The sequence below is a fragment of the Demequina sp. genome (assembly GCF_024642165.1).
Taxonomy (GTDB): Bacteria; Actinomycetota; Actinomycetes; order Actinomycetales; family Demequinaceae; genus Demequina.
Genome location: NZ_JAHEBP010000009.1, coordinates 1 through 13,099, shown reverse-complemented (window position 1 = coordinate 13,099; position 13,099 = coordinate 1). Strand labels below are relative to the sequence as shown.

The following is a 13,099-nucleotide window of genomic DNA, read 5'->3' as shown; positions in this document are numbered from 1 at the left end:
GATGGGAACATGGATGTGTCGCAACCCGTTGAACCGATGTGAACAGGAGGGGAGCACGATGACTGAGACGACCATTGAGGCCGCCGAGATCGCGCACGCTTCCGCGCCCGAACTGACCTGGGAGCGCATCGTCGAGGACCACTCGGCGCGCGTGTACCGCCTGGCCTACCACCTCACCGGCAACCAGCACGATGCCGAGGACCTCACGCAGGACGTGTTCGTCCGCGTGTTCAACTCCCTGTCGCAGTACAAGCCCGGCACGTTCGAGGGCTGGTTGCACCGCATCACCACCAACCTGTTCCTCGACCGCATGCGCCGCAAGAAGCGCATCCGCTTCGACTTCATGGCGGATGACGATGTGGCGGTTGCGACCTCCGACAGCTTCGACCGCCACGAGCGGTCGGGACAGCCCGAGGACGCGTTCGACATGTCCAACCTCGGGGACGACATCATCGAGGCGCTCGCCGACCTTCCGCCGGAGTACCGGGCGGCCGTGGTGCTGAGCGACATCGAGGGCCTGTCGTACGAGGAGATCGCCGCGACGCTCGGCATCAAGATGGGCACCGTCCGCTCTCGGCTCTCCCGCGCTCGTGCCCGGCTGCGCGAGTCGCTCGCGCATCGTGCCCCGGTCCGGGGTGGCGCGTGACCGCTCGCCACCTGGGCGAGCGGATCCACGATCTGCTCGACAATCGCCTCTCGCGGCCGGCGGCCGCGGAGGCGATGGCGCACCTCTCGGAGTGCCCGGAGTGCACCGAGCGGTGGCGGGAGCTCCGCGCCGCTCGCGAGGCGCTGAACTCCTCGGAGGCGGGCATCGACATGACGTTTGCGCGCAGGCTGCTCGACCGCGAGCGGATGGCGCAGATGGCCGAGCAGGAGAATCCGCGCAGTGCACGCGCCGCGCGCGGACGCGATCGCCGGCCGGTGATCCTGACCCTCTCGGTCACGCTCGTGCTGGTGGCCGTGCTGGGCGCGGCCTACGTCGCGGGCGCGCCCGCTGAAGTCGACCCCGAGCTTTCGGCATCGTCGGAGGACGGCATGCTGAGCGTTGTCCAGCTGGACTCGCAGAGCATGCGCTCCGGGGACGAGTTGAACGCGTGGATCCACCCGGATTGGCAGGCGAGTGGATTCGTCCCCGTCGAGGCGGTGGTGCGGGAGGCCTCGGATGGCTCTCCCGTGCTGGTCGCCCGGCTGCTGTCGGGGAGCCAGCCCGTCCTGGTCCTCGAGCAGCAGGGCCGCCTGAACTCCGCGTACGTGGCCGATGCGCCGCTCGCGGAGGTCGAAGGCATCGACGCCTTTGTGGTCAGTACCTCTCCCGCGTCCGTCGTCTGGCAGGCCGGCGAGATCGTGGTGTCCCTCACGTGCACCTGCGCGGTGGGGACGCTTGAGGACGTGGCCGCAGCTTTCCCCCAGGACGGCGAACCAGGATTCGTCGACCGCATCATGTCCGGGATGGGCGTCTTTGCTGATGCCCTGACCGGCAACTAGCCACAAGGGAAGTGCCCTGATGAACGACAACCCGTTCGCGCCTCCGCGCGACCTCGACTCCTCGACTCACGAGACCGCCGGAGCGCCGGGCCCTGGCTCCGTGGACGTCCACGACGCCGTGCACGCGGTGGATGCGCCTGCCCCCTACGCCGCGCCTGCCACCTACGACGCGCCTGTCACCAACGACACCGTCGAGCTCCCCCCGAGCCCGCTGTTCCCGCCGTCGGTCGAGCCGCGCCGCGACGCCCCGACCGGCGACACCTCGCCCTTCCTGCCCCCGACGGAGCCGCCCTTCGGCACCCCGCACCGCGCGGCGACCCCCTCACCCGGCCGGCTGCGGCGCTCCACGGTCGCGATGATCGCGGCCGGGGCGCTCGTGCTGGGCGCGGGCGCCGGGTTCGGCGGCGCGTGGGCCTACGACACGTTCGCCGGCGACGGTTCGACCGGCACCGCGACCACCGCCGGGTCCACGCTGCCCACCTCGAGCAGCTCGACCATCGCGCGCACGGATCAGAACACGGTCGCCGCGATCGCGGCGGCGGCGCTGCCGTCGGTGGTGTCGATCGAGAACGTCCAGGGCGGCCGGACCGCGGGCGAGGGTTCGGGCTTCATCATCCGCGAGGACGGCTACATCCTCACGAACAACCACGTGGTGGACGGCTCGGACAACGACACGGTCACGGTGGTCATGAGCGACGGAGCCGAGTACCAGGGCACGGTGGTGGGTGCCACCGCCGACTACGACCTCGCGGTCGTGAAGATCGACAAGACCGGGCTCACCCCGCTGGTGCTGGGTGACTCCGACGCGCTCGTGGTGGGAGACGACGTCATCGCCGTGGGCTCACCGCTCGGCCTCCAGTCGACCGTCACCACCGGCATCGTCTCCGCGCTGCACCGTCCGGTGACCGCCGGCGACGCCAGCTCGAGCGCGTACATCGACGCCATCCAGACCGATGCTGCCATCAACCCGGGCAACTCCGGCGGCCCGCTCCTCAACTCGCAGGGTGAGGTGATCGGCATCAACTCGGCCATCGCCGCGCTGCCCACCTCAGGCTCCGCACAGGCCGGCTCGGTGGGTCTGGGATTCGCCATCACGTCGAACCAGGCTCGCACCACCTCCGAGGAGCTCATCGCGACCGGGGCCGCCACCTACCCCGTCGTGGGCGTCGTCATCGACGGCAGCTACACCGGCGAGGGCGTCCAGGTGGCGCAGACCGGAGGCGTCGCCGCAGGCGGCCCCGCCGAGGCGGCGGGCGTCCAGGAGGGCGACGTCATCACCGCCATCGACGGCCGTCCGATCACCCGCGGCGACGAGCTGGTGGTCGCGATCCGCGCCAAGTCCGCCGGCGACGTCGTGACCCTCACGGTGGAACGCGACGGCGGCTCCCAGGAGATCGACGTGACCCTCGCGGCGAACACCGCGGTGGACTACGGCGACGCGGGCTCCTCGACCGACCCGGGCGGTTCTGGCGACGGCACCCTTCCGGAGCCGTCAGAATAGGTCCATGCTCGACGTCAACGGAGGGGAACTCCTCATCCTCGTGCTGGTCGCCATCGTGGTGATCGGCCCCGAGAGGATGCCCGAGTACGCGCGCCAACTGCGCGGACTCGTGGTGCGCGGGCGCGACATGCTGCGCGAGGGCAAGGCCACCGTCAAGGCCGAGGTGGGTGACGAGGTCGACTGGAAGCAGCTCGATCCGCGTCAGTACGATCCCCGCCGGATCGTTCGCGAGGCGCTGAACGAGCCGTCGCCGCCGCCCGCGGCGCCGGCTCGTCGCGTCGCCGAACCGTCGCCCGGCCCCGCGCCGTTCGACGCCGACGCCACCTGACGGGCGCATCGTCCCGTACTACGGGAACGCGAAGGTGCGCGGCGGTTCGGGAGCCGCGGCTTGTTTGGAACAATGGGCCCATGACGCGCGTGTTCTCGGCCATGCAGCCCACCTCCGACTCCCTTCACCTCGGCAACTACCTGGGTGCGCTGGTCGAGTGGGTGAAGCTGCAGGACACCCACGACGCGATCTACTCGGTGGTGGACCTGCATGCGCTCACGCAGTCGCCCGACCCGGCGCAACTTCGGGACCGCACGCGCCGCACCGCCGCGCAGTACCTGGCCGCCGGCGTGGACCCCGAGCGCTCCCTCTGCTTCGTGCAGTCGCACGTCCCGCAGCACGCGGAGCTGGCCTGGGCGCTGAGCACCTTCACCGGCATGGGCGAGGCCGGCCGCATGACCCAGTTCAAGGACAAGACCCAGAAGACCGGCGAGTCGGGAGCGAACGTCGGGCTGTTCACCTACCCCGTGCTCATGGCCGCGGACATCCTGCTGTACGACACGGACGTGGTGCCCGTGGGCGAGGATCAGCGCCAGCACCTCGAGCTGTCCCGCAACCTCGCCGAGCGCCTCAACTCGCGCCTCGGCGAGGGCACCGTGGTGGTCCCCAAGCCGCACATCGTCAAAGAGACGGCGAAGATCTACGACCTTCAGGACCCGGTCAAGAAGATGTCGAAGTCGGGCGGCAACCCCAAGGGCATCATCGAGATCCTCGATGACCCGAAGAAGGTCGCCAAGAACATCAAGTCCGCGGTGACGGACCTCGAGACCCAGATCCGGTTCGATCGCGACGCCAAGCCCGGAATCTCAAACCTGCTCACGATCTACTCGGCACTGTCGGGCGAGGCCGTCGAGGACCTCGAGGCGCGGTACGAGGGCAGGATGTACGGCCACCTCAAGTCGGAGCTCGCGGACGTGGTGGTCGCGTACCTCACGCCGCTGCACGACTCGGCGATGGAATGGATCGACTCGCCGGATCGGTTGGACACCGTGTTGGCGCAGGGCGCCGCGAAGGCCTCGGCCATCGCCCAGGTGACCCTGGACCGCGTCTACGACAGGCTGGGCCTGCTGCCCGCACTGCACCGTTAGGAGCCGCATGAGCGACGATCCGGACCTCAAGGAGCGGGCGAGCGCGTACGTCACGCGGGGCAAGCAGGCCAAGGAGCGCTGGGACGGCAGCACCTGGGGCCGCGCGCTTCGGCGCTTCGTGCTCCTCAACGGAAACGTCCTCGCGGCGGGCATCGCATACCTCTCCCTGACGTCCATCGCGGCCGGCGCAGTCATCGCCGCGACGGTGGCATCCGTGTCCGTCGCCACCAATCCGACCTTGCGCGCAGCGATGTTCGACTACCTGGGCGAAGCCGTGCCCGGACTCGTGGCGACGGACGACTCTCCGGGGCTGATCGACCCGGACATCTTGTCCTCGAGCGGCACCGCCCTCGCGACCGGGATCATCGGCGTCGTCACGCTGCTGATCCTCCTCAACACGGCGTCCCGCTACGTGCGGGGCCTGCGCACCAGCCTGCGCTCGATGCTCGGTCGCGAGGTCGCGTCCCCCGTGTCCGGCCGGGTCCGGGACCTCGTGGCGCTGGTCGCGTTGGTGGTGATAGCCGTGGTCGGCATCGCCATCCAGGTGGTCGCCTCCGGCGCGGCGGAGTGGGTCGCCGAGCTCGTCGGGATGTCGGTCCCTTCGTGGGTGCTGCGCGCCAGTGCCGCCCTGGCCGGCGTGATCGCCGACATGCTGTTCGTGGCGCTCGCGCTGATGCTGCTCGGCGGTGCGGCCTGGTCCCGGCGCCTGCTGTGGGTGGTGCTCGTCTCGGCCCTGGCGATCGGCGTGCTGCGGCAGTTCATCAGCCTGTTCGTCAGCGGTGTGACGGACAACAAGGTGCTCGCGCCGTTCGCGGCGATCTTCACGCTGATGATCTTCGTCGACTACGTCAATCGCGTCCTGCTGCTCACCGCCGCGTGGCTGGGCGCGCATCATCGGGAGCCCTCGGGCGTCGAGACCGCCCGCCCCGACGACGCGCCGACCATGACCGTCGACTCGGCGGTCGCGCCCAACCGCGACACCCCCGTGACCACCGCGCGCGCGACGGTGCGGGACCGCGGCGCCCAGGCCTAGAGCGATCGAGCCTCGTGTGCGGACACGCGGCCCTTGACGGCCCAGGCGGTCGCGGAGAGCGTGATCTCGCCCGCCGGGCCGGTGGGGAGAGACCCGCGCAGGCGGCCTTCGAGCGCGGACCGGTGGGCGGCGTCGAGGCTCGCGACATACGAAGGCGCGGGCCCCTGACCGCTCAGGAAAGGCTCCCAGAGGTCCTCGAAGGACTCGAACGCCGTCGCCGTCTTCAGGGGCTGCTGCTCGACCTCCGTGAGTCCTGCTTCCGCGAACGCGGTCGCCAAGGCGCCCTCGGCGCAGAGCGGAAAGCGCCGCGCCTCGTCGAGCTCGGATGCCGCCGGGTCGAGCGCGATGGCGGCGTCCCAGAACTCGCGCAGCATCTCCATGCCCTCGGCGTAGTCCCAGACGTACGCCGCTACCAGCCCGCCGTGCTCCGTCACGCGAACCATGTGGCCGATCGCGGCCGACGGCGCGGGGACGAAGTTCAGCGCGATCGCGCTGACGGTGACATCGAAGGAGCGATTCTCATAGGGGAGCTGCGCCGCGTCACCGACATCGAAGGTGGCGGTGGAGAGGTGCCGGCGGGCGGCGGCGATGAACGCCTCCGACGTGTCGATACCGACCACGCGTGAGGGTCGACATGTGGTGACGATCTGTGCGGTGAGCGCCCCGGTTCCGCACCCCACGTCGAGCCAGCGAGCATCCTTGTCGGCGTCGAGCCAACCGAGAAAACTGGCCGAGATGCTCCGGCTCCATCGGCCCATGTACTGCTCGTAGAGTTCGCCCGCGTCCCACGTGTCCATGAGTCGACCGTAGGACGCCTGGCGGACGCGCGCTGGCCGAGGGGCGCGCCGTCCGTCAGATCTCGCCGGTGGTGAGCGCCTTCTTGACCTCGGAGATGGCCTTGGTGACCTCGATGCCGCGCGGGCACGCCTCGGTGCAGTTGAAGGCGGTGCGGCACTTCCACACGCCGGCCTTGTCGTTGAGGACCTCGAGGCGGTCCCACTGGCCCTCGTCCCGGGAGTCGAAGATGAACCGGTGCGCGCCCACGATCGCCTGCGGGCCGAAGTACTGCCCGTCCGTCCAGAACACCGGGCAGGCCGTGGTGCACGCGGCACACATGATGCACTTGGTGGTGTCGTCGTAGCGCGCGCGCTCCTCGGGGGACTGGAGCCGCTCGCGCGCCGGTGCGGCGCCCGAGGTCATGAGGAACGGCATGATCTCGCGGTAGGACGCGAAGAACGGCTCCATGTCCACGATGAGGTCCTTCTCGACCGGCAGGCCCTTGATGGGCTCGATCTTGATGGGCCGCGCGGGGTTGAGGTCCTTGAGCAGCGTCTTGCAGGCGAGGCGGTTGCGCGCGTTGATGCGCATCGCGTCGGAGCCGCACACTCCGTGGGCGCAGGAGCGGCGGAACGCGAGGGAGCCGTCGTGCTCCCATTTGATCTTGTGGAGCGCGTCGAGCACGCGGTCCGTGGGGTGCGCCTCGACCACGAAGAAGTCCCAGTAGGACTCGCCCGCCTTGCGCTCGTGCGTGCCCTCGGGGTTCATGCGCAGCACCTGAAGCTCGACGCGCATGGTGGCGACCTCGCCCGCGGTGGGGGACTCGGCGGTGGCCGTCATGTCAGTACTTCCTCTCCATGGGCGGGTACTTGGTGATCACCACGGGCTTGGTGTCGAGGCGTACCCCGTCGGCAGAGGCGTACGCCATGGTGTGGTGCAGGAAGTTCTCGTCGTCCCGGGTGGGAAAGTCCTCGCGGTAGTGCCCGCCGCGCGACTCGCGCCGCTCGAGCGCGCCCTCGACCACCACCTCGGCGATCTCGAGCAGGAACTGCAGCTCGACCGCCTCCAGCAGGTCCGTGTTGAAGCGCTTGCCGCGGTCGTGGATCGCGACGTCCTTGTAGCGCTCCTTGAGCTGGGCGACCACGCCCTTGGCCTCCTCGAGCGTGCCGGCGTCGCGGAACACCTGGACGTTGCGGTCCATGGTCTCCTGCAGCGCCCGCCTGACGTCCGCCACGCGTTCGGTGCCGGTGCCGCCCACCGTGCTCAGCAGGGTCTCGACCATGGTGCGCACCCGCGTGTCCGCATCGTCCGGGAAGGCCGGCGCCTCCGAGACGGAGGCGGCGTATTCGGCGGCGGCGATGCCGGCGCGGCGGCCGAACACGTTGATGTCGAGGAGCGAGTTGGTGCCGAGGCGGTTGGCGCCATGGACCGACACGCAGGCGCACTCGCCGGCGGCGTAGAGCCCCTTCACGACGTCCGTGTTGTTGCGTAGCACCTCTCCCCGGACGTTGGTGGGGATGCCGCCCATCGCGTAGTGCGCGGTCGGGTAGACGGGAACGGGCTCGGTGTACGGCTCGACGCCCAGGTAGGTGCGGGCGAACTCCGTGATGTCCGGCAGCTTCTCGTCGATGTGGGCGGGTTCGAGGTGGGTGAGGTCCAGCAGGACGTAGTCCTTGTGGGGGCCGCAGCCGCGTCCCTCGCGCACCTCGTTGGCCATCGCGCGCGCCACCATGTCGCGCGGCGCGAGGTCCTTGATGGTGGGCGCGTAGCGCTCCATGAACCTCTCGCCGGTGCTGTTGCGCAGGATGCCGCCCTCGCCGCGCGCGGCCTCGGACAGCAGGATGCCGAGGCCCGCCAGGCCGGTCGGGTGGAACTGGAAGAACTCCATGTCCTCGAGCGGGAGCCCGGCGCCGAGCGCGATGCCCATGCCGTCGCCCGTCAGGGTGTGCGCGTTGGACGTGGTCTTGAAGACCTTGCCCGCGCCGCCCGTCGCGAAGATGACGGACTTGGCCCGGAAGGTGTGGATCTCGCCGGTCGACAGCTCGAGCGCGACCACTCCGGCGACCGCGACGTCCTCGCCGGGAGCCGCAGCCTGCGGGTCCGAGTCGAGGATGAGGTCGAGCACGTAGTACTCGTTGAAGAACTCGACCTCCTGCTTGATGCACTGCTGGTAGAGGGTCTGCAGGATCATGTGGCCCGTGCGGTCGGCCGAGTAGCAGGATCGCCGCACCGCGGCCTCGCCGTGGTTGCGCGTGTGACCGCCGAACCGGCGCTGGTCGACCTTGCCGTCCGGCGTGCGGTTGAACGGCAGGCCCATCTTCTCGAGGTCGAGCACGGCGTCGATGGCCTCGTGGCAGAGGATCTCGGCCGCGTCCTGGTCCACCAGGTAGTCGCCGCCCTTGACGGTGTCGAACACGTGCCATTCGGCGCTGTCGTCCTCGACATTCGCGAGCGCCGCGGCCATGCCGCCCTGCGCCGCACCCGTGTGGGAGCGCGTGGGATAGAGCTTGGTCAGCACGGCGGTGCGGGAGCGCTGAGAGCTCTCCAGGGCCGCGCGCATGCCGGCGCCGCCGGCGCCGACGATGACGACGTCGTACTCGTGGTGGGTCATGCGACTCCCTCGCAGAAGCTGGGCAGCAGGCTGGCATCCGCGCCCGCGGGGCACGGGTCGAACGTGAAGATGACGAGCGCGCCCAGCACGATGATGCCGATCACGGAGAATCCGAGCAGCGAGTGCAGGGTGGTCCGCATCCGGCGGCCGGTGGCGTAATCGTTGACGAGCAGGCGCATGCCGTTGCCGCCGTGCAGCATCGCGAGCACCAGCATGACGAGGTCCCAGACCTGCCAGAGCGGGGAGGCCCACTTGCCGGCGACGAACGCGAAGTCGATCTGGCTGACGCCATCGCCGGTCAGCAGGTTGATGAAGAGGTGCGTGAGGATCAGGACCAGCAGCAGTGGGCCGGTGATGCGCATGAAGCGCCAGGACCACTGCTCGGCACCGGGGCGGAGGCGGCCAGAACGGGCGCGCGGATCCTTCAGCCGGGGGGCGGTCATCAGGCAGCCCCGAACACGTGGCCGAGGTGGCGGATCAGGAACGGCACCATGAGCACCACGAAGATGATCCACACCGCCCACACCAGCTGCTTCTGGTGGCGAAGCGCCCACGTCGAGTGGTCCACGGCGATGATGCGCAGGCCGTTGAAAGCGTGGAGCAGGATCGCGGCCACCAGGCCGGCCTCGACGAGTCCGTAGATGGGCGTCTTGTAGCTGCCGATGATCTCGTTGTACGCCTCGGGCGACACCCGTACCAGCGACGTGTCGAGCACGTGGACGAGCAGGAAGAAGAAGATGGCCACACCCGTAACGCGGTGGACCACCCACATCCACATGCCTTCATGTCCTCGATACAAGGTCGTCGTGGGGGACACGGCTCTCCTTCGAAACGCAACCGGTAACGCCGTCCATTCTAGGGTGGTGTCCATGAGCGCTTCGACACCCGACTCCCCGCTGCTGCCCGACTTCGTCACCGTCATCCCCGCCGGGGGTGTGGGCTCGCGGCTCTGGCCGCTGTCCCAGCCGCATCGTCCCAAGTTCCTGCTGGACCTGCTGGGCACCGGTGCCACCCTGATCCAGGACACGGTCAGCCGTGTGCAGCCGCTGTCTCAGCGGGTGATCGTGGTGACCGGAGAGCGACACGCCGATGCGGTCGCCGCTCAGGTCGACGTGCCCCGCGAGAACCTGGTGACCGAGCCGACCCCGCGGGACTCGATGGCGGCGATCGCGCTCGCCGCGGCGGTGATCGAGCGGCGCTGGGGCGCCCGGGTGATGGGCTCCTTCGCGGCCGACCACATCATCCCGGACGCGGGCGCCTTCCGCGCCACCGTGGTCGAGGCCGCACGCGCCGCCGAGGACGGCAAGGTGGTGGTCATCGGCATCGAGCCCACCGAGCCCTCGACAGGGTTCGGCTACATCGAGATGGGCGAGTCGCTCGCCGGCGACGCCCGCCACGTGGTCGCGTTCACGGAGAAGCCGGATGCGGAGACGGCCGCCGCGATGCTCGAGCGGGGCGGCTTCGCCTGGAACGCCGGCATGTTCGTGGTGCGCACCGACGTGCTGCTGGGCCACCTCGACCGGCTCCAGCCTGCGCTCGCGGCGGGTGCACGCGAGATCGCTGCGGCCTGGGACGGCCCCGACCGTGCCGCCGTGGTGGCGCGCGTGTGGCCCACCCTGACCCGGATCGCCATCGACCACGCCATCGCCGAGCCGGTGGCCGCCGAGGGCGGGGTCGCGGTGGTGCCCGCCTCGTTCGAGTGGCACGACGTGGGGGACTTCGACTCCCTCGCCGAGCTGTCCGGCGCGGGGGCCGCGGCGGTGTCGATCGCCCGCGACGGCGCGGTCGCCATGGTGGGCGCACGCGGCGCCGTCGTGGTGGGCGGCACCAAGCCCGTGGTGGTGGTGGGCGTGGACGATGCGGTGGTGGTCGAGTCCGACGAGGCCATCCTGGTGACGGTCCGCAGTGCCGCCCAGCGCGTGAAGGATGCGGCCGGAGCCCTCGAAACGGCGTGACCGATACCGAATCGTTGCCTGGGCGCAACTTGGGCTACAAATCCAGTAACAATCCACGCGTACGATTGTTGGCACACACCCGCTCGGCGACCGCCGGGCTGAACAGCAGAAGGAATCACCTGATGAACAACATCATCCGTGTGGGCGCGCTTGCCGCCGTGTCGGCGCTCGCGCTCGCAGCGTGCTCGTCGGCGCCGGAGGACACCGGCTCGTCATCCGAGCCCACCACCAGCACCCCCACCGAGACCATCGACTTCAAGCCCTGCATGGTCTCCGACGAGGGCGGCTTCGACGACGCCTCGTTCAACCAGACCGGCTACGAGGGCCTCGTGGCAGCCGCCGAGGAGCTCGGCGTCGAGTTCAAGACGGCCGAGTCGCAGGACTCCAACGACTACGCGCCGAACATCGACGCGCTGGTCGCCGATGCGTGCGACCTGATCGTCACCGTGGGCTTCAACCTTGCCGACGCCACCATCGCCGGCGCGCTCGCCAACCCCGACACCAACTTCGCGATCATCGACGACGCGGCGGACGCCGACTTCAACGGTGAGACCGACGCTCCGAACATCAAGCCGCTCCAGTTCCAGACGGACGAGGCGGCGTTCCTCGCCGGCTACGCCGCCGCGGCCACCACGGCCACGGGCACCGTCGCCACCTTCGGCGGCATCAACATCCCGCCGGTGACGATCTTCATGAACGGCTTCCTCGCGGGCGTCAACTACTTCAACGAGACCACCGGTGGCGACGTCACGTTGCTGGGCTGGGACGGCACGGACGGCTCCTTCACCGGTGACTTCTCCGACCAGACCAAGGGCCAGAGCACCGCACAGGGCTTCATCGACCAGGGCGCGGACATCATCCTCCCGGTCGCGGGCCCCGTGGGTCTGGGCGCCGCCGCTGCGGCGCAGTCTGCGGGCGACGTGTGGATCATCGGCGTGGACGCCGACTGGACCGTCACGACCGACTACGCGGACATCGTCCTCACCTCGGTGCTGAAGAACACCGGCGTGGCCGTCCACGACGTCATCATCGAGACCGCGACGGGCGCCGGCTTCTCCGGCGAGCCGTACCTGGGCACGCTCGAGAACGAGGGCGTGGGCCTTGCAGCCCTCAACGCCGTGGTCTCCGCGGATGTCGCGGCCGAGCTTGAGACCATCAAGGCGGGCATCATCGACGGCTCCATCTCGGTCGCCGTCTCCTAGCAGTCGCAGTGCCCGAGGGGCGCGTCGTGGGCCATGCCCATGACGCGCCCCTCGGTGCTTCCCGAGAGTAGGCTTCGAGTCATACCTGCAAAGACGTGGAAGGACGCCCGTGAAACTGGAACTGCGCGGCATCACCAAGCGCTTCGGTGACTTCACCGCCAACGACCGGATCGACCTGGTGGTCGAGTCCGGAACCGTGCACGCGCTGCTCGGCGAGAACGGCGCGGGCAAGTCGACGCTCATGAACGTGCTGTTCGGGCTCTACGACGCGGACGAGGGCGAGGTGCTGCTCGACGACGAGCAGGTCGCCTTCGCCGGGCCGGGCGACGCCATGGCGGCGGGCATCGGCATGGTGCACCAGCACTTCATGCTGGTGCATCCCTTCACCGTCGCCGAGAACGTGATGCTGGGGCACGAGGACGTCCGCGGCCCGGCCAAGCTGCTCGACCTGGAATCGGCGCGCCGCAAGGTCCGCGAGATCTCCGATCGCTTCAACTTCCGGGTGGACCCCGACGCGGTCATCGAGGACCTCCCGGTGGGCGCCCAACAGCGCGTGGAGATCATCAAGGCGCTGTCGCGCGATGCCCGAGTGCTCATCCTCGACGAGCCCACCGCCGTGCTTACGCCGCAGGAGACCGACGAGCTGCTGGGCATCGTCCGCGACCTCCGGGACGCCGGCACGGCCGTGGTCCTCATCACCCACAAGCTCCGCGAGGTGCAGGCCGTCGCGGACACCATCACCGTGATCCGCCGCGGCAAGGTGGTAGGCACCGCCGAGCCCACCGCGACGCAGGAGGAGCTCGCCTCGCTGATGGTCGGGCGCGCCGTGACGATGCGCGTCGACAAGGCGGACGCCGAGCCGGGCGACGTGATGCTCGACGTCGACGGGCTGACCGTGGTCGACGATGCCGGGATCGTCCAGCTGGCCGGCGTGTCCTTCAAGGTCAGGGCGGGGGAGATCCTCGCCATCGCCGGCGTGCAGGGCAACGGCCAGACGGAGCTCACCGAGGCGCTGCTCGGAGTGGTGGTGGCGGACGCGGGCAAGGCGACGCTCGACGGCGAGGTCATCACCGGTAAGTCCATCACGGACGTGCTGCACTCCGGCATCGGGTTCGTCCC

Annotated in this window: 14 protein-coding genes; 9 read left to right on the top strand and 5 right to left on the bottom strand. The window is 69.7% G+C overall.

Translation table 11 applies throughout. The annotated features are described in order from the left end of the window. The first annotated feature begins 58 nt into the window (after positions 1-58). The 6 genes from sigE to Q0L54_RS01750 all read left to right on the top strand — a co-directional run bounded on the left by sigE (position 59) and on the right by Q0L54_RS01750 (position 5,435). Entirely contained in the window at positions 59-646 is a 588-nt protein-coding gene (gene sigE, locus Q0L54_RS01775) for an RNA polymerase sigma factor SigE (protein WP_296664976.1), read from the top strand. Next, positions 643-1,485 carry an anti-sigma factor gene (locus Q0L54_RS01770; RefSeq protein ID WP_296664974.1) on the top strand — a complete coding sequence of 281 codons (843 nt, stop codon included), beginning with the start codon at positions 643-645 and terminating at the stop codon, positions 1,483-1,485. Before sigE ends, Q0L54_RS01770 begins: the two co-directional genes overlap by 4 nt. 19 nt (positions 1,486-1,504) lie before the next feature. Next, entirely contained in the window at positions 1,505-2,986 is a 1,482-nt protein-coding gene (locus Q0L54_RS01765; protein WP_296664972.1) for a trypsin-like peptidase domain-containing protein, read from the top strand. Positions 2,987-2,990: 4 nt separating this feature from the next. Next, positions 2,991-3,314, top strand: coding sequence for a twin-arginine translocase TatA/TatE family subunit (locus tag Q0L54_RS01760; RefSeq protein ID WP_296664971.1), 324 nt, complete (start codon positions 2,991-2,993; stop codon positions 3,312-3,314). Positions 3,315-3,394: 80 nt separating this feature from the next. Further along, positions 3,395-4,402 (top strand): tryptophan--tRNA ligase, encoded by a 1,008-nt coding sequence (gene trpS, locus Q0L54_RS01755; protein ID WP_296664968.1) that lies wholly within the window; start codon positions 3,395-3,397, stop codon positions 4,400-4,402. 7 nt (positions 4,403-4,409) lie between these two features. Beyond that, the gene (locus tag Q0L54_RS01750) at positions 4,410-5,435 is read left to right on the top strand and encodes a YhjD/YihY/BrkB family envelope integrity protein (protein ID WP_296664966.1); all 1,026 of its coding nucleotides are present in this window, start codon (positions 4,410-4,412) and stop codon (positions 5,433-5,435) included. Here the strand turns inward: Q0L54_RS01750 and Q0L54_RS01745 are convergent. Genes Q0L54_RS01745 through sdhC form a run of 5 tightly spaced genes read right to left on the bottom strand, consistent with a single transcriptional unit; the run spans position 5,432 to position 9,694 of the window. Continuing rightward, the gene (locus tag Q0L54_RS01745; RefSeq protein WP_296664964.1) at positions 5,432-6,232 is read right to left on the bottom strand and encodes a class I SAM-dependent methyltransferase; all 801 of its coding nucleotides are present in this window, start codon (positions 6,230-6,232) and stop codon (positions 5,432-5,434) included. The genes Q0L54_RS01750 and Q0L54_RS01745 overlap by 4 nt on opposite strands. Before the next feature lie 55 nt (positions 6,233-6,287). Next, entirely contained in the window at positions 6,288-7,052 is a 765-nt protein-coding gene (locus tag Q0L54_RS01740) for a succinate dehydrogenase iron-sulfur subunit (RefSeq protein WP_296664961.1), read from the bottom strand. Position 7,053: 1 nt separating this feature from the next. After that, the gene (gene sdhA / locus Q0L54_RS01735) at positions 7,054-8,823 is read right to left on the bottom strand and encodes a succinate dehydrogenase flavoprotein subunit (RefSeq protein WP_296664959.1); all 1,770 of its coding nucleotides are present in this window, start codon (positions 8,821-8,823) and stop codon (positions 7,054-7,056) included. Further along, positions 8,820-9,266, bottom strand: coding sequence for a succinate dehydrogenase (locus Q0L54_RS01730; protein WP_296664957.1), 447 nt, complete (start codon positions 9,264-9,266; stop codon positions 8,820-8,822). Before Q0L54_RS01730 ends, sdhA begins: the two co-directional genes overlap by 4 nt. Next, a complete protein-coding gene (gene sdhC / locus Q0L54_RS01725; RefSeq protein ID WP_296664955.1) occupies positions 9,266-9,694 on the bottom strand; it encodes a succinate dehydrogenase, cytochrome b556 subunit in 429 nt (142 codons plus the stop codon). Before sdhC ends, Q0L54_RS01730 begins: the two co-directional genes overlap by 1 nt. On the opposite strand from sdhC, the gene Q0L54_RS01720 reads away from it, so the two are divergent. From Q0L54_RS01720 to Q0L54_RS01710, 3 genes are all read left to right on the top strand, one after another. Continuing rightward, entirely contained in the window at positions 9,693-10,778 is a 1,086-nt protein-coding gene (locus tag Q0L54_RS01720; protein ID WP_296664953.1) for a mannose-1-phosphate guanylyltransferase, read from the top strand. The two genes, sdhC and Q0L54_RS01720, sit on opposite strands and share 2 nt — an antisense overlap. Before the next feature lie 122 nt (positions 10,779-10,900). Next, positions 10,901-11,980: a BMP family ABC transporter substrate-binding protein gene (locus tag Q0L54_RS01715; RefSeq protein WP_296664951.1), complete on the top strand. Its 1,080-nt coding sequence runs from the start codon at positions 10,901-10,903 to the stop codon at positions 11,978-11,980. 109 nt (positions 11,981-12,089) lie between these two features. Continuing rightward, the coding region (locus Q0L54_RS01710) for an ATP-binding cassette domain-containing protein (protein ID WP_296664949.1) at positions 12,090-13,099 on the top strand (1,010 nt) is incomplete at its 3' end.